Here is a 16,978-nt window from a genome sequence, read left to right as displayed (position 1 = left end):
TTTAATGGCTTGAATCGAGTTCCAGCACCACCACACGCTGCCCGGCGCGCACCGCCGAACCCGGTTGCACGCGAATCTCGCGCACCACGCCCGCCATGGGCGCGAGTAGCGGGATTTCCATCTTCATCGACTCCAGAATCACCAGCACATCCCCCGCCGCGACCCGGCTGCCAGCCTGCACCTGAACCTGCCAGAGGTTGCCGGCGATGTGGCTGTCGACGCTCTGCTGACCGCTGGCCAACGGTGCATCTTCGGTAATTTCCGGGGCCAGCTCTTCGCTGTCGAAATGCGCCTGGCCGCTGGCGATCCAGCGTTCGCGCTCGGCATTGAATGCGCTTTTTTGCTGATCCCGAAATGCCGCGATGCCCTGGGCTTCTTTCGCCAAAAACGCCTGGTAATCCGCCAGATTCAGCTGACTGTGTTCGATGTTCAGATCAAAGCGCCCAAGCGGGAAATCCCGACGAATGCGCAACAGTTCATCGGCGCTCACCGGGTAGAACCGGATCTGGTCGAAGAAGCGCAGCAGCCACGGTTTGCCGTCGAACGCGGCGACTTCGCGGTAGCGATTCCACATCTGCAGCGTGCGACCGACGAACTGATAACCACCGGGGCCCTCCATGCCGTACACGCACATGTAGGCGCCGCCGATGCCTACCGAGTTTTCCGCGGTCCAGGTGCGGGCCGGGTTGTACTTGGTGGTCACCAGGCGATGCCGAGGATCGAGCGGGGTGGCGACCGGTGCGCCGAGGTAGACGTCGCCCAGGCCCATCACCAGATAGCTGGCGTCGAACACTGTGCGCTGCACTTCGTCGAGGTTCGGCAGGTCGTTGATGCGGCGGATGAACTCCAGATTGCTCGGGCACCAGGGCGCGTCTTTACGCACGGTGGTCATGTATTTCTCGATCGCCAACTGGCAGGCCGGGTCATCCCAGGACAGTGGCAGATGGACGATGCGCGAGGGCACTTGCAGGTCCTTGGCGGCGCACACGGAGTCCCATTCACCGGCGACAATGCCCAGCAGATCGGCCAGCGGCAGTTGCTCCGGTTGATAGTGCACTTGCAGCGAGCGGATGCCCGGCGTCAGGTCGATCACGCCGTGCAGGTGTTTGCTTTCCAATGCCTGCATCAACGCGTGAGCGCGAAAGCGCAGGACCAGGTCCAGTTCGGGAGCACCGATTTCCAATAACAAATGAGTGTCGCCCGACAGACGTGCAACCAGCCGCGTATCCCCCTGACCAATATCCAACACCACAGGCGACACAATCCCCTGTGGGAGCGGGCTTGCTCGCGAAGGGGCCAGATCAGGCACCGCATCAACTTCTTCGTGAGCAAGCCCACTCCCACAGGAATCCCATTTCAAGGCGAGATTGCGGGCGGTCTTGAGATCGACCGGGACGAACTGAACCTTGTCCCCAGCCTTGAGCTGCCCCAGTTGCCAAAGGTCCGCCTCGATCACCGTCACCGGGCAGACAAAGCCACCGAGACTCGGGCCATCGGGACCGAGGATTACTGGCATGTCACCAGTGAAGTCCACCGCGCCAATCGCGTACGGATTGTCATGAATATTCGACGGATGCAATCCCGCTTCACCACCGTCGGCACGCACCCACTCAGGCTTCGGTCCGATCAACCGCACACCGGTGCGGCTGGAATTGAAGTGCACTTCCCACTGCGTGGCGAAGAAGGTGCCGATGTAGTTTTCGGTGAAATATTCCGGGGCACCGTGAGGGCCGTAAATCACCCGAATCTGCCGCACGGCGGGCAACTCGGTAACGTGCTGGATCGCCAGGTTTTGCCCGGCGCTGTGATCGCTCAAAGCCGGAACATGCAATACGTCCCCAGCGCGCAATGCGCGACCAGCATGCCCACCAAACTGACCGAGGGTGAAGGTACTTTTGCTACCCAGATAATCCGGCACTTGCACGCCGCCGCGCAGGCACAGATAGCTGCGCGCGCCTGCACCGCCAATGGTGCCGAGACTCAAAGTGGCACCGGCAGGAATCAACAGTGTGGTATTCATCGGCACCGCTTCACCGTTCAGCATCAACGGAATCACTGCACCCGTGACGGCCACCACCGCCTCACAATTGAAACGCAGCAGCGGCCCGCTCATGGTGATTTCCAGCGCCGCTGCACCTTGATCGTTACCCAGCAAGCGATTGCCCAGACGCAGTGCCCGGCTGTCCATCGGCCCCGACGGCGGCACGCCCACCGCCCAGTAACCGAGGCGTCCCGGATAGTCCTGAACGCTGGTCTGCGTGCCAGCGCTGAGCACTTCAAAGGTGTTGGCTTGATAGACCAGACCTTCCAGGCAACAGGTCCACGGCTGGCCGCTGGCAAAGGGCGTATCGAGCAGAATCTGCCGCAAGTAATCGCGGTTGGTTTCCACCCCGTACAGCAGGCTGTCGCCCAGAGCCTGATGCAGATCGACGCGCGCTGCTTCACGAGTCGGTGCCCAACTGATGACCTTGGCGATCATCGGATCGAAGTACGGCGGGATCTCGCAACCGGCCTCGACCCACGTGTCGATGCGCAGGTGTTTGCCATCGGTAACCGGGAAATTGACGGCCGTGAGCAGACCGGGACTCGGCTGAAAATCCCGACCCGGATCTTCGGCATAGAGTCGCGCCTGAATCGCATGACCGTTGGCTTGCAATCCCTGGCTCAACTCGCGCAGCGGCGGCAAATCACCGGCCGCCAGTTCGACCATCCAGCGCACCAGATCGACGCCCCACACTTGTTCGGTGACGCCGTGTTCCACCTGCAAACGGGTATTCACTTCAAGAAAATAGAAACGCTGGGCATCGCTGTCGAAGACGAACTCAACAGTGCCCGCGCTGCGGTAACTCACCGCTTTGGCCAGTTTGATTGCCGCTGCACAGAGTTCCTCGGCCATGCCCTCGGGCAGGTTCGGTGCCGGGGTTTCTTCGAGGACTTTCTGGTTGCGTCGCTGCACTGAGCAGTCGCGCACGCCGAGGGCAAGCACCTCGCCCTGGCCGTCGCCGAAGACCTGCACTTCCAGATGCCGGGCGCGCTGGATGTACTTTTCGATGAACACGCCGGCGTCGCTGAAATTGTTCTGACCAAGGCGTTTGACGGCTTCGAATGATTCACTCAATTCGTCGGCGCTACGGCACACGCGCATACCGATGCCGCCCCCGCCGGCGGTGCTTTTGAGCATCACCGGATAACCGACCTGTTCGCCCGCTATCAACGCTGCATCGAGGCTATCGAGCAGCTCGGTACCTTCGAGCATTGGTACGCCGTGTTGCTTGGCCAGTGCGCGGGCGGTGTGCTTGAGGCCGAACACCCGCAATTGCTCCGGTGTGGGGCCGATGAAGGCGATGTCGGCCGCTTCGCAGGCTTGAGCGAATGCAGCGTTTTCCGAGAGAAAGCCGTAACCGGGATGAATCGCGGTGGCGCCGGTGGCTTTTGCGATGGCGAGGATTTTATCCACGGCCAGATAAGTGCCAGCGGCAGCGCCTTCGCCGAGGCTTTGGGACTCAAAGGCTTGCAGGATGTGCAGGCTGGCGGCATCGGCTTCGGAGTAAACGGCAACGCCCTTGACCTGCAATTCATCCAAGGTACGCAAGATGCGACAGGCAATGGCGCCGCGGTTGGCAATAAGGACTTTTTCGAACATGGCATAACCCCCGGAGGCGATAACGCATCAGCCTCGACCTGGGATGCGGGCCGTCCCGCAGTTTTTCGATAGGCGCCGAGGTCGTCCTCGGCGGCAGAATCAGTTCACTTCAAAAACACCGCTGACCCCCTGTGGGAGCGGGCTTGCTCGCGAAAGCGGAGTGTCAGTCGACATCAATGCTGGATGTGACGGCCCCTTCGCGAGCAAGCCCGCTCCCACATTTGGGTTGTGGTGTTTTTACTTTTTTAGGCACTGGCCGGAGCGGGACTGGCAGAGGGCAAACAACCACCGCCGCAAGCGCGAAATTTTCAGTTCCATACCAGCAGCTCCGCAGGAGTCGGGTTGTAGGCGTTGCAGGGGTTGTTCAGTTGCGGGCAGTTGGAGATCAGCAAGATCACGTCCATCTCGGCCCGCAGGTCGACGTATTTGCCCGGCGCCGAAATCCCGTCTTCGAAGGTCAGGCCACCGTCGGCCGTCACCGGCACGTTCATGAAGAAGTTGATGTTCGGCCCGATGTCTCCCTTGCCCAGCCGACCATCGTGGGCACAGGCGCGCAGGTAGTTGTCGCGACAGCTGTGCATGTAGCGTTTCTCCAGCGCATAACGCACCGTGTTGCTCTCTTGGGCGCAGGCACCGCCGAGGGTGTCGTGACGCCCGCAAGTGTCGGCGACGATGGTCAGCATCGGTTTTCCGAGGTTGGAATAGAGCACGCTGCCGGTGCTCAGGTAGACGCTGTTCTGCCGACGCAACGTGCGCTGTACGTCATAGCGCTCCTTGGGATTGGCGAGGCTGTAGAACAAAGTGTCGACGGCCTGATTGCCTTCCAGATCGAGGATGCGCAAGGTCTGGCCGGCCTTGACCTCCATCAGCCAGGGTTCGCCGGCAGGGATGGTGGCGCGGTAGATCGCGGTTTCTGGTTGCCTGTTTGTAGTAACGGCAGCGGTGGCGATAGCGAGTGACATGGCAGCGATCCTCAGGCGAACAGACGGTCGGTGTTGATGAAGCCGCGCTCGTTTTCCGGGCGCGAGGTGCGGCAGTGTTCGGCGACACTCGCGTCAGCGTTCATCCAGCTGAGCTTCAGCGGTTTGGGGGCGTACTCAGGCGCCGGATCCATCGGATGCTGCAGCGCGGTGAGCACCACCAAGGTGTCCATCGGCGCGTACAACTCGATGTAATCACCGGCCCTGGAATTGCCTTCGACGAAGTGGAAACGCCCGGCCTCATCGACGTTCACGCGGCTGAACAGGTTGAGGGTCATCAACAGGTCGGACAGGCCCAAACCCCACTTGCCCAGTTCCACCAACAGGTTGTCGGTGCCGTTGCGGAAGAAGCCGTTGCGCAGTTCCTGATAGCGGCCCGCGCCGTACTTTTGCGCGACCTCTTCAGCGCACAGCACGCCGCCGAGGCTGTCGCTCCAGCCGCACGTGTCGGCAGTGATTGCCGCCAATACGCGGCCCATGTCCGAGTACAGGCAATGGCCAGTGGTGAGCTTGGCGGTGTGTTGGCATTTGAGGCTGTCGGGCAGGTTCAGGCGTTCGGTTTTTTCATGCGCATTGAGCAGCGTCAGGCTGACGTTGGCACCGCCGCGCAGGTCGGTCAGGCGCAGCAATTGGCCGCGTTTCAGAACGAAAGAACGATGGCCGCCGCCGGGGAGCATTTCTTCGGCGAAGGGCGGAAATAGTTGGGTCGAATCAGTCATGTATAAATTCCTCTAAGCGATGCGAAGCGAACCTGCCAACTGAGCCGGCAGGGCGTCGACGGCGGCGCGATTGGCACGGCGGTCGCTGTTCAAAGGGATGTCGTAGGTGATGCGTGCGCCATAGGCGCCGGGGGCATGCGGGTCGATGCGGACCTTGTCGAACACCAGCAAACGGGTGCCGAGGCTGAAACCTTCGGACAGGTCATGGGTGACCATGAACACCGTCAGCTGCGTCTCGCGCCACAGCTCCAGCAGCAAGCCGTGCATGTCTTTGCGGATGCCCGGATCGAGCGCACCGAAGGGTTCGTCGAGCAGCAGCACTCTGGGCTTCATGATCAGCGCCTGGGCAATCGCCAGCCGTTGTTGCATACCGCCGGAGAGCTGCGCCGGGTACTTGTCCAGCGAGTGACCGAGGCCGACTTTGTGCAGCAGCACCGAAGCCTGTTCCCGCGCCTCGCGTTTGGCGTTGCCGAACAACCGCCCCAGCAGGGGCGAGCGCGGCAGTTCGAGGCCGAGGGCAACGTTGTCCAGCACGCTCAGGTGCGGGAACACCGAGTAGCGCTGGAATACCACGCCACGGCTGGCATCCGGTTCGCTGGCCAGGGCCTGGCCGTCCAACAGAATCTCGCCGCGACTGGCCCGTTCCTGGCCCAGCAGTAGCCGCAGGAAAGTCGATTTGCCGCAACCTGACGCACCCACCAAGGTGCAGAACTCACCCTCGTTGACGTTCAGGTTCAGACCTTCAAGCACGACCTGATCGGCGTATTGCTGCCAGACGTTTTTCACTTTGATGAAGCTCATGCGCGGGCCCCTTCATAACTCATTTGGAGGCACCTTGGTGCCAGGGAAAAGCACGCTGAGTCAGGCGTTTCAGGCCCCAATCCATCAGCCAGGCAAGCAGGGTGATCCAGACGACATACGGCAGGATCACGTCCATCGCCAGGTAGCGGCGCACCAGGAAAATCCGATAGCCGAGACCATCGGTGGAGGCGATGGCTTCGGCTGCGATCAGGAACAACCACGCCGATCCCAGCATCAGTCGCAGCGATATCAACAGGCGCGGCAACAATTGCGGCAGCACCACCCGCAGCATCAAGGTCCAGGTCGAAGCGCCGAGCGTCTGCGCCTTGATCAGCAACTCGACGGGAATTTCCCGGGCGCGCTGTTCCAGGTCCCGCGCCAGGCATGGGGTGATACCGATCACGATCAGCATCACTTTCGACAACTCCCCCAGCCCGAACACGATGAACAGAATCGGCAGGATCGCCAGCGGCGGCACCATCGACAGCACGGTGAGTACCGGCGACAACGGTGCGCCAAACAGCGGCAGGGTCCCGGCGGCGATGCCCAGGCACAGCCCGGCCAACGCACTGATGCCAAGGCCGATGGCCAGCCGTCGCAGGCTGGCGGCGCTGTCTTGCCAGAGCAGGTATTCACCGGTGCGGGTGTCGGCAGTGAAGGCCAAGCGTTTCACTGCGTCGGTCATCTGCACGGCACTGGGCAGCAGTTTGTCATTAGGGTTGTCCATCAGCCGATCGGCCGAGCCCATGAAGTAGGCGAACAGCACCAAGGCGAACGGCAGGATCACCAACAGCAGGCGACTCGGGCGATCCGGGTGGCGATTGATCAGGCGCATGGCCTAGTCCTCCGTTGTTACAACGTGGAGTCGGCAGCCATCTGCACGTAGCTCGGGTCGAAGCGCAGCTTGAGGTTGGTCTTGTCGCCGCTGGTCACGCCATTGGCGAAGGCCATGCCGATGGCGCTGGTGTCCTTGGCGCCTTCACCGAGCAAGCCGTGCTGGAACGAGAACTCGGCGACCTTGCGCATGGTGTCGGGCAGTTGCTTGCTGGTGGCGAACTCCAACGCTTCTTTCGGTGAGGCAAACAATTTGGTGGTGTCGAGTTGCGCCTGGAAACCGGCCAGGTCGGTGCCCGAGGCTTTGGCCATGTGTTCGAGGGCGGCTTTGCTGGCGGCGTTTTTGGTGTTCATCAATTCCACCACTTCAAACCAGGCGCCGGTCAGGGCTTTGCCCAGGGCCGGGTTGTCTTTGAGGGTGGCGCTGTTGACCACCATCATGTCCATGATTTCGCCGGGAACCTGGCTGGAGTTGAACACTTCGGTCACGCCGGGCTTGGCCTTGATGTCCGAGAGCATCGGGTTCCAGGTGGTGACGGCGTTGACTTGGTCGGTGTTGAAGGCGGCCGAAATATCGGCGTCGGAGGTGTTGACCACTTTCAGGTCTTTCTCGGTGAGGTCCACCGAATCGAGTGCCCGGGCCAATAGGTAGTGGGACACCGAGAGCTCCACCAGATTGACATCCATGCCCTTGAGGTCGGCGACTTTCTTGCCTTCGCCTTTGAGCACGATGCCGTCGTTGCCATTGGAGAAGTCGCTGACGATCAGCGCTGTGCTGTCGACGCCACCGGCAGCCGGAATGGTCAGCGCATCCATGTTGGTCATGGTGCAACCGTCAAACTGGCCGGCGGTGTATTGGTTGATGGATTCGACGTAATCGTTGAGCTGTACCACATCGATTTTGATGCCGTACTTTTTCGCCCATTTGTCGACGATGCCTTGGCTGCCGGCATATTCCCAGGGCATCCAGCCGGCATAAATAGTCCAGCAGACGCTGAAATGGTCTTTCTGTGCGGCTTGGGACGAGACGCTCACGAGGGCTGCAAAAGCAGTGGCGAGCAGGGCGGGTAAACGAAGTCGGGACATGGGATGGTTCTCCAGTTGATCAAGGGCGGACAGGAAGGCAGCGGCACCGCGAACGGTGGCTTGTCTCCCGGGCTTTTGTCCCGCCGTGTAACCTCAACTGGAGGTCGCCAACTCTCGGACCAGCCACTCGCCTAAGCGAGCCGGAACCCTAGTCAGCCATTGCAAATTGTGGTGCCGCGAACCTGTGATGACTCCTGCACGTCTTTGGTTAAGCGAGAGCCGTGCCAAGTCGGCTTGAGCCCTCTGGCTTGGGGCATAGAGGAAAGGGGGAAGATAAACGAGCGGCATGCCCTGCCTTGTCGTGGTGCGTTGGCGCATGCCTATGCACCGTAGATGGACGCAGTGGCCGCTGATCTGAAGGCCGAAGCTCTCTGGCACTCGGTACCGGTTTGAAAGTCAAAACAGGTGTCAGCCGGCCTGTGCCGACTGCTGTTGCGGGTCTTCCAGGAGGCCGCCATGCTCTGTCGAAAACAGCTCCGCCGAATACTGCTCTGTGTGTTTTTGGGTCTGGGCTTGTCCGGCTGCTATTACTACGTAGGGGGTGCCGACGTTTATTCGACACCTTATTACTACCCTGGCTATTACTACTCTCCTTACTACTACGGCGGCCCGCGTTTTTACGGGGGCTATCGCTATTTTTACTACGGTGGACATCCCCGTCATCACCACGGAGGACATCATCGCGGGCACCGTTAATCAGCTCATCAATACAGCGGCGCGTCCGGCTCACGGACGCGCCGTTTTTTTGAAAAGATGAAAAACCTTTCATCGGCTACTTGTTTCAACGTGTTGCTGGAGCGCACCAGATTCTGAATTCACTGTCTGATCTTTCGACAGTTGTGAACAATTGACTGTCGCCTGCCAGCGTCGCTGGTATGGCTCACTCGCGGTCCAGGAGGCCGCCATGCTCTGTCAAAAAAAGCTCCACCAAATTCTGCTGATTGCTCTATCGGGATTGTTTCTTGGTGCGTGCGTACCCTATTCCGATGGAGGAGGCAGCTACTACCGTTCTGATGTCTACACGTCCCCAGCGCCGTATTACTCCGGTGGCGGGTCTTATTACTCCGACGGGCGTTACTACTCGGCCCCGCGCAGGTATTACTCACCGCCAGCACGGTATTACCAGCCAACGCCGCGTTATTACCACCAGCCGCGGGTTTATCAATCGGCACCGCGCTATTACCAGCCGGCGCCACGAGCAGATTACCGGGTCTATCAGAATCGTGGATGGGACCGTCATGACCGTCGTGATCGTGGCGGCTGGGATGGCCGTCACCGCGGCGGTCGGGGCGATCACCGTAATGGCGATCGGGATGGCCGAGGCAACCACCGGTAAACCACTCAATAAAAAAGCGGCGCATGAAGCGCCGCTTTTTTTGTGTCTGATTCTTAGTATTCCGAGAGATCAGCCAAAGGATGCCGGCCTTCCCAGACTTTATGGAAATGCGCCTCCACCGCCGCCTCCGGCACCGTGTTGATATCCGGCCAGTGCCAGCGAGGTTTCTGGTCCTTGTCGATCAACCGCGCTCGTACGCCTTCGCTGAACTCCGGATGACGGCAGCAGTTAAGGCTCATGGTGTATTCCATCTGAAAGACTTGAGCCAACGATAGATGCCGGGCGCGAGCGATCTGTTCCCACACCAGATGGGCGGTCAGGGGTGAGCCTTCAGTCATGGTCTTGGCGGCACGACCGAGCAACGGGTCAGAATGATCGTGCAGCGCACTGATGGCCTTCCAGGCGCAACGAACGTCGCTGACATCCAACAGTTCGTCGATCTGCTCGCGTCGAGGCAGCCACTGTGCTTCGGGCATCTGCGCAATGGCTTCCTGCTGCAAGGCCTTGAGCAGGCTGTTGAGCTGCATGGCTGTCTGTTCCTGCCAGTTCAATTGCAGCAAACCTTCGAGCAGCTCATGCTGTTGATCATCGCGCAGGAAGCGGTCGGCGAGGTCCAGATCGATCGCATCACGACCGTTCATCTGGGCACCGGTCAGGCCGAGAAACAATCCGAGCTTGCCGGGCAATCTCGACAGAAACCAACTGGCGCCGACATCCGGGTACAAGCCGATGCCGATCTCCGGCATCGCCAACCGGCTGCTCGGCGTGACAATCCGAATGCTCGCCCCTTGCAGCAGCCCCATGCCACCCCCCAGCACGTAACCATGACCCCAGCAGATCAGCGGTTTGGGGTAGGTGTGCAGGTTGAAGTCGAGGCGATATTCTGCCGCAAAGAAGTTTGCGGCCAAGGGTGGCACTTCGCCGGGATGGGCGCGACACGCCTCCACCAGGCTGCGTACTTCACCGCCGGCGCAAAAAGCCTTGGCGCCATTGCCGCGCAGCAGCACGCAAACGATCTGTGGCTCCTTGGCCCAGGCGTCCAGTTGATCGCGCAAGGCGTTGATCATCGGCAAGGAGAGGGCGTTGAGGGACTTTTCGGCATCCAGGCTGGCGATGCCGATGCGTGCGCCGTCGGTGCCGGTGAGTTCTTCGAAGTGCAGATTCATCGTGACCTCGATCGGGAAATTGAGCGTTCAGTATGATCGCTCTATAGGAAAGTGCCGGATCTGCGTCAGATCAATTGACAAGGGAGATAGGGTTTCCTAGGGTTCGCCCCATTGTTTTTGCCGGATGTAACCATGACTGCTGACGACCGTATCAAACTCGAACCGAGCTGGAAGGAGGCACTGCGTGCCGAATTCGACCAGCCTTACATGGCAGAGTTGCGCACATTCCTGCAACAGGAGCGCGCGGCGGGCAAAGAGATCTATCCACCCGGACCGATGATTTTCAACGCGCTCAATTCCACGCCGCTGGACAAGGTCAAAGTGGTCATTCTCGGTCAAGACCCTTACCACGGCCCGGGCCAGGCCCATGGGTTGTGCTTCTCGGTGCAACCAGGGGTTCCGGCACCGCCATCGCTGGTGAACATCTATAAAGAGTTGAAGCGCGACCTGAACATCGACATTCCCAACCATGGCTACCTGCAGAGTTGGGCAGAGCAGGGCGTGTTGATGCTCAACACCACCATGACCGTGGAACGCGCGAATGCCAACGCCCATGCGGGCAAGGGCTGGCAATATTTTACCGACCGGATTATCGAAGTGGTCAGCGAGCATCAGCCACATCTGGTGTTCCTGCTATGGGGCGCGCATGCCCAGAGCAAGCAGAAACTCATTGACGCCACCAAACACCTGGTGCTGACCTCGGTCCACCCGTCGCCGCTGTCCGCCTATCGCGGCTTCCTCGGATGCGGGCACTTCAGCCGGGCGAACAAGTTTCTGGAGCAGAATGGCGAGACGCCGATCGAGTGGCGATTGCCGTCGGTCTGATGTGTTGACCGGGAGGGCCCCTTCGCGAGCAAGCCCGCTCCCACATTAGACCGTGTATGCCTGGACAACTCGGTCTAATGTGGGAGCGGGCTTGCTCGCGAAGCAGGCGACTCGGTCTATCAGGGAGAATCCGGCTCCCGGTTCCAATACCGAAACAACGGCTCCGCCAGAAACAATACAAACAACAACCGCATCACCTGCATCGCTGTCACCAACGGTACCGACAATTGCAGGGTCTCCGCCGTCAGGCTCATTTCGGCAATTCCGCCGGGCATCATGCCCAAGGTCAGCGAACGCAGATCCAGATGGGTCAGCGCGCTCAAACCCAACGCCGCCAGCGTGGCGATCAACATGGTCAACACCGTGCCAAGCAGGGTTCGGCCCATGAACGACGGTGCCCGCCGGAAGAACTGTCGATTGAAGTGACACCCCAACCCGCTGCCAATCAACCACTGGCCAATCTGACTGCCGCCGTTGGGCAGACCGATGTGCAGGTCCCAAGCAATGCTCACCGTCGCAGTCACCAGCAACGGTCCGAACAGCCAGGGATTGGGTTGTCGCAGACGCTCCCAGATCCAGGCGGCAAGGGCGCCCGCCGGGAACAGAATGGCCAGCCACCACCAGTCGACGGTCGTTGGATGCAAGACCGGCGCACCGTCGCCTAACAGATATTTGAACGCCGCCGGCACACACAGCACCACCACCAACACCCGCAAACTCTGTCCCGCCGCGACCCGGCTGAGCACCGCGCCGTTGCGGGCGCCGAGGTTGACCATCTCCCCGGAGCCGCCGGGCATGCTGGAAAAGAATGCAGTAGCGCGATCTTCCCCGGTGCGCCGCATCAACCAGACCCCCACCACGGCGGACAGGCTGGTAACCAGCGCACCGAAGAAGATCAAACCGAAGTGGCTCAGTACCTGCTCCATCACCACTGGGGTGAAGTGCAGGCCGATACCGATGCCGACGATCCACTGGCCGCACTTGCGGCCGCCAGGGATTTCCGCCAATTGCCAGGGTGTCAGACAGCGCACCAGGATGATCGCCAGCAACGAGCCGACCATCCACGGCAGTGGCCAGCCGATCTGGCTGGCGAGGTAACCGCCCAGCAGACCGACCAGCGGTGTTCCCCACCAGCTTTTGAAGGGGGGCCGATCAGACATCGGCGATAGCGCGCCGGGCGACCGAACGTTTGCGCCAGATACGCAGCAGCGGCATCAGCAACATGATTGCGGTCAGTACCCAGCAACCGAACGTAATCGGGCTCGACCAGAGGATTTCCAGCGCACCGTTGGAAATCGACAGCGCGCGACGCAGGTTTTGCTCCATCAGACCACCAAGGATGAAACCCAGCAGTACCGGCGACAACGGGAAGTCCAGCTTGCGCAGGATGTAGCCGAAAATACCGATGCCGATCATCAGAAACAGGTCGAACGTGGTGGCATGCACCGCGTAGACACCGATCCCGGTGATGATCGCGATCACCGGCACCAGCGCCCAGTTTGGCACGGCGAGGATGCGGGTAAAGATGCGGATCATCGGAATGTTGAGGATCACCAGCATCACGTTGGCGACGAACAACGACGCGATCAGGCCCCAGACGATGTCCGGTTGCTGCTGGAATAACAGCGGGCCAGGGGTGATGTTGTACAACGACAGCGCGCCGATCATCACCGCCGTGGTACCTGAGCCCGGAACGCCGAGAGTCAGCATCGGCACCAGTGCACCGCAGGCGGCGCCACCGATGGCGGTTTCCGGAGCCGCGAGGCCGCGCATGTCACCTTGTCCGAACGTGCCCTTGGCGCCGGCGATACGTTTCTCGGTCATGTAGGCCACAGCGCTGGCCAACGTCGCACCGGCACCCGGCAACACGCCCATGATGAAACCCAGCAAACCGCAACGGATGTTCACCACGAACACCGCCGAGGCTTCCTTGAAATTGAACATCATGCGCCCGGTGGCTTTCACCGCTTCCTGGCCGCGATGGGTTTTTTCCAGCAGCAGGAGGATTTCGCTGATGGAGAACAGGCCCAATACCAGTACGACGAACTGAATGCCGTCCGTCAGGTGAATGTTATCCCCGGTGAAACGGTATACGCCGCTGTTGGCATCGATCCCGACGCTCGACAGAAACAGACCGATCAGCGCCGCAATGAAGGTCTTGAGCGGTCGGTCGCCGGCCATGCCGCCGAGACAGACAATCGCAAACACCATCAGTACGAAATACTCTGCCGGTCCGAAGGCAATCGCCCATTTCGCCAGCAGCGGGGCGAACAACACCATGCCGCAAGTCGCGATGAATGCACCGATGAACGAACTCCACGCCGACAGCGACAGCGCTACACCGGCCAGCCCTTTGCGGGCCATCGGGTAACCGTCGAGAGTGGTCATTACGGTGGAGGCTTCGCCCGGGATGTTCAGCAGGATCGAGCTGATCCGGCCGCCGTATTCGCAACCCAGGTACACCGCCGCCAGCAGGATCAGCGCCGACTCCGGTGGCAGGCCGAGGGCGAATGCGATCGGAATCAGCAACGCCACGCCGTTGATCGGACCCAGCCCCGGCAACAGCCCGACGACGGTGCCGATCAGGGTGCCGCACAGCGCGGTCACGAGGTTGTACGGGGTCAGCGCGACGCCGAAGCCCTGACCCAAATAGCCAAGAGTATCCATATCAGTTCTCCAGAACGTCGAGCACGCCTAGCGGCAGTGGCACGTCCATCAACTTGTCGAACAGCAGATAAAGACCGATAGCCATCAGGCTGATGATCACTGTACTGGGCAGCCAGCGGCCGCCATACAGGCGCGCCATCGGGACACCGATCAGAATGCTTGCGACGATGAAACCAAGGGGTTCGAAGGTCCCGGCGAACACCAGCAACAGCAGCACGCAAATGCCGATTTTGGTCAGGGTTTCGCGGTCCAGTTTCGGGTCATCGTCGCTGTGCACGATCGGCGCCGGTCGAAACACCATGTATAGCAACGCCAGGCCCATCAGGCCGAGCATCAGCAGGGGGAAGGCTCGAGGCCCAACCGGTTCGTAGGAAAAAGCCGCTTGATACGGCCACGCCATCAGCGCCAGGCCGATACAGGCCAGCAACAGCACCGAAGCAAAAATGCGTTGTATGAGCATGAGGAACTCCTGGGCCACGACCCCAAGAACCGGGGTCGTGGCCGCTAGACAGAGGCGATCACTGGATCAGGCCGAACTCTTTGGCCAGCACTTTGTAGTCCGCGACCTGCTTCTTGACGTAGGTGTCCAGCTCCGGACCGGTCATGGCGAACGGGAACAGTTCACGCTGATCGCGCAGCTTGGCGAAATCCTCGGAGGCCAGCAGTTTGTCGAAGGCGCCTTTCCACCAGGCGTAGTCTTCGTCGCTGACTTTTGGCCCGAGGTAGAAACCGCGAACCACTGGCCAGACGATGTCGTAGCCTTGCTCTTTAGCGGTCGGAATGTCTTTCATTTCCGGCTCATCCAGACGCTTCTCCGAGAACACTGCCAGTAGGCGCATGTCGCCGCTCTGGATGTGTGGCATGGAGTCGGAGATGTCGGTGCTGCCGACCTGGATGTGGCCGCCGAGCAGGGCAGTGGCGATTTCACCGCCGCCTTCGAGGGCGACATAACGCAGGTCGCGCGGATTGATCCCGGCCGCTTTGGCGATCAATGCGGTCTGCATCCAGTCCTGGCTACCGACGGTGCCGCCGGAACCGATCACCACTTTGCTCGGATCTTTCTTCAGCGCCTGAACCAGGTCGTCCAGGGTCTTGTAAGGCGAATCGCTTTTCACCGCGATGGCGCCATAGCTTGTACCGACAGCTGCCAGCCAACGAACGTTGGTTTCATCGAAACGACCGAACTTGCCTTGCGCCAGGTTCAGCAGCGAACCGCTGGACCACGCCACCAGCGTGCCGGCATCGGCGGGGCGCTGAGCGACCACCGCGTTGTACGCCACCGCGCCGACACCGCCGGGCATGTAGGTCACGCGCATCGGTTTGGTCAGCAGTTTTTCGTTGACCAGCGCGCTCTGCGCCAGTTTGCAGGTGAGGTCGAAACCGCCGCCTGGCGAGGCCGGCGCGATGCATTCCGGACGTTTCGGTTCGGCCATCAATTGGCTGGCAAACAGCACACAGCTGGCGGCGAGAGCAACTTTACGCATTGATAAGTTCATTTGAGTCTCCACGGGCATTCATTATTGTTATTGAACGTGTGTTTACCAAAGGGCAACGCTATAGCTCACCAGCAGACGCACTTCATCGGCATCGCGAGCGGAGTAGTTGGAACGGTAAGTGGCATTGCGCAGGCGTACGGCGACATCTTTCAGCGCGCCGCTTTGTACGACGTATTTGATCTCGGTGTTGCGTTCCCACTCTTTGCCTTCGTCACCGTTCTTGAGCTTGATGTTGTCACCGCTCAGGTAACGGCTCATGAAACTCAGGCCCGGAATGCCGAGTTTGGTGAAGTCATAGTCGTAACGTGCCTGCCAGGAACGTTCTTCGGCGCCGGCAAAGTCATTAATCTGCACGAAGTTGACCAGGTACGGATCGCTGCCATCGACGTAGGGGAAGGCACTGTCACCCGACATGTGCTGATAACCGGCGCTGAATTTATGCCCGCTCAAGGCGTAGCTCACCAGACCGTTCAGGGATTGGTTGTCGATCTTGCCGCCCCGGGCCGCGCCCTGGTCGTCACTGACGGCCAATCGCAGATCGGTGCCGAACGTGCCGGGACCGAACGGTTGCGAGGCGACCACGCCAAGGAAGTGCTGGTTATAGACTTCATCGAGTTGGGCGAAGTGGTAGCTGCCGGTGATCTTGTCGGTGAACTTGTAGTCCACGCCGCCAAAGTCAAAGTGCTTACCCGCCGCGGTTCCGGCGAAGCGGCTGTTCTTGTTGTTGAGCGCGATGTCTTCGAAGTCGGTGCTGTCGCGGTCCTTGGCTTTCTCCAGACGCCCGCCGGTGAAGGTCAGGTTCTTGATCTCTTTGGAGGTCAGCAGGCCGCCTTCAAAGGTCTGCGGCAGAATGCGCCCGTCGTTGGCTTTTAGGATCGGCAATTCCGGAATCAGGCTGCCGATTTTCAGTTCCGTGGCGGAGATTTTCACTTTGCCGGTCAGGCCGAGCTTGGAATATTCATCCGCCGCGCGACCGTCGTCATGGGTCGGCAACAAGCCTGTGCCGGTGCGGTCCGGACTTGAATCGAGTTTTACCCCCAGCATGCCCAGCGCATCGACACCGAACCCCACGGTGCCGTCGGTGTAACCCGATTGCAGATTGAGCATGAACCCCTGAGCCCATTCGTCCCGCTTGGATTGCTGGGCGCTGGTGCCGTCGCGAAAGTCGCGGTTGAAATACATGTTGCGGGTTTCGAAGGTTGCCGTACTGTCTTCGAAGAAGGCAGCCTGGCTCAACGGCGAAAAGCCGGCGAGGGCGGCGGCACTGGCAAGGGCGGTATGGCTGAGACGGGAAAAACGAGCAGGCGGACGAGCCTGAAGCTGCATGGACAGCATGGTGACGTACTCCGTTTATTGTTCTTATTGGCGAAAACGCTTCGAGGCGTTTCTCGTACTGCTATGGGCACTAGCAACGGCAGTCGAAAC

At 60.4% G+C, this 16,978-nt stretch carries 15 protein-coding genes and 1 riboswitch; of the genes, 3 read left to right on the top strand and 12 right to left on the bottom strand.

All coding sequences use genetic code 11. The annotated features are described in order from the left end of the window. Position 1 precedes the first annotated feature (1 nt). From uca to KVG95_RS12050, 6 genes are all read right to left on the bottom strand, one after another. Positions 2-3,643 carry an urea carboxylase gene (uca, locus tag KVG95_RS12075; protein WP_217856621.1) on the bottom strand — a complete coding sequence of 1,214 codons (3,642 nt, stop codon included), beginning with the start codon at positions 3,641-3,643 and terminating at the stop codon, positions 2-4. 308 nt (positions 3,644-3,951) lie between these two features. Then, on the bottom strand, positions 3,952-4,605 hold the full coding sequence (locus KVG95_RS12070; RefSeq protein WP_217856620.1) for an urea amidolyase associated protein UAAP2: 654 nt from the start codon (positions 4,603-4,605) through the stop codon (positions 3,952-3,954). Between the two features lie 11 nt (positions 4,606-4,616). After that, complete coding sequence (locus tag KVG95_RS12065; protein WP_123721962.1) at positions 4,617-5,342, bottom strand: urea amidolyase associated protein UAAP1; 726 nt, start codon at positions 5,340-5,342, stop codon at positions 4,617-4,619. Positions 5,343-5,354: 12 nt separating this feature from the next. After that, on the bottom strand, positions 5,355-6,143 hold the full coding sequence (locus KVG95_RS12060) for an ABC transporter ATP-binding protein (protein WP_217856619.1): 789 nt from the start codon (positions 6,141-6,143) through the stop codon (positions 5,355-5,357). A 19-nt stretch (positions 6,144-6,162) separates the two neighbouring features. Next, complete coding sequence (locus KVG95_RS12055) at positions 6,163-6,978, bottom strand: ABC transporter permease (RefSeq protein ID WP_123721960.1); 816 nt, start codon at positions 6,976-6,978, stop codon at positions 6,163-6,165. A gap of 17 nt (positions 6,979-6,995) precedes the next feature. Next, complete coding sequence (locus KVG95_RS12050) at positions 6,996-8,063, bottom strand: putative urea ABC transporter substrate-binding protein (RefSeq protein ID WP_217856618.1); 1,068 nt, start codon at positions 8,061-8,063, stop codon at positions 6,996-6,998. A gap of 62 nt (positions 8,064-8,125) precedes the next feature. Beyond that, positions 8,126-8,226: riboswitch (guanidine-I (ykkC/yxkD leader) on the bottom strand. A 293-nt stretch (positions 8,227-8,519) separates the two neighbouring features. Between KVG95_RS12050 and KVG95_RS29805 the strand changes: the two genes are divergently transcribed. Next, positions 8,520-8,759: a hypothetical protein gene (locus KVG95_RS29805; RefSeq protein WP_225923019.1), complete on the top strand. Its 240-nt coding sequence runs from the start codon at positions 8,520-8,522 to the stop codon at positions 8,757-8,759. Between the two features lie 208 nt (positions 8,760-8,967). Further along, complete coding sequence (locus KVG95_RS12040; protein ID WP_217856616.1) at positions 8,968-9,399, top strand: hypothetical protein; 432 nt, start codon at positions 8,968-8,970, stop codon at positions 9,397-9,399. Positions 9,400-9,452: 53 nt separating this feature from the next. Here KVG95_RS12040 and dspII read toward each other — a convergent pair whose 3' ends face one another. Beyond that, the gene (gene dspII / locus KVG95_RS12035) at positions 9,453-10,565 is read right to left on the bottom strand and encodes an enoyl-CoA hydratase/isomerase DspII (protein ID WP_217856615.1); all 1,113 of its coding nucleotides are present in this window, start codon (positions 10,563-10,565) and stop codon (positions 9,453-9,455) included. Between the two features lie 132 nt (positions 10,566-10,697). On the opposite strand from dspII, the gene ung reads away from it, so the two are divergent. Next, complete coding sequence (gene ung, locus KVG95_RS12030) at positions 10,698-11,390, top strand: uracil-DNA glycosylase (RefSeq protein WP_008074486.1); 693 nt, start codon at positions 10,698-10,700, stop codon at positions 11,388-11,390. 119 nt (positions 11,391-11,509) lie between these two features. Here the strand turns inward: ung and KVG95_RS12025 are convergent, their stop codons facing one another. From KVG95_RS12025 to KVG95_RS12005, 5 genes are read right to left on the bottom strand one after another with little or no spacing between them, the layout of a single operon-like run. After that, positions 11,510-12,550, bottom strand: a complete 1,041-nt coding sequence (locus KVG95_RS12025) for an AbrB family transcriptional regulator (protein ID WP_123721955.1) — start codon at positions 12,548-12,550, stop codon at positions 11,510-11,512. Further along, the gene (locus KVG95_RS12020; protein ID WP_192344354.1) at positions 12,543-14,057 is read right to left on the bottom strand and encodes a tripartite tricarboxylate transporter permease; all 1,515 of its coding nucleotides are present in this window, start codon (positions 14,055-14,057) and stop codon (positions 12,543-12,545) included. The genes KVG95_RS12025 and KVG95_RS12020 overlap by 8 nt, the downstream gene beginning before the upstream one ends. Position 14,058: 1 nt before the next feature. Beyond that, a complete protein-coding gene (locus tag KVG95_RS12015) occupies positions 14,059-14,517 on the bottom strand; it encodes a tripartite tricarboxylate transporter TctB family protein (RefSeq protein ID WP_123721953.1) in 459 nt (152 codons plus the stop codon). Positions 14,518-14,575: 58 nt separating this feature from the next. Beyond that, positions 14,576-15,553, bottom strand: a complete 978-nt coding sequence (locus KVG95_RS12010) for a Bug family tripartite tricarboxylate transporter substrate binding protein (RefSeq protein WP_217856614.1) — start codon at positions 15,551-15,553, stop codon at positions 14,576-14,578. Between the two features lie 42 nt (positions 15,554-15,595). Beyond that, complete coding sequence (locus KVG95_RS12005; protein WP_217856613.1) at positions 15,596-16,888, bottom strand: OprD family porin; 1,293 nt, start codon at positions 16,886-16,888, stop codon at positions 15,596-15,598. Between the last annotated feature and the right edge of the window lie 90 nt (positions 16,889-16,978).

This window comes from Pseudomonas farris, from assembly GCF_019145235.1.
Lineage (GTDB): Bacteria > Pseudomonadota > Gammaproteobacteria > Pseudomonadales > Pseudomonadaceae > Aquipseudomonas > Aquipseudomonas farris.
The sequence above is the reverse complement of the archived record's forward strand: the minus strand, read 5'-3'. Positions and strand labels throughout refer to the sequence as shown.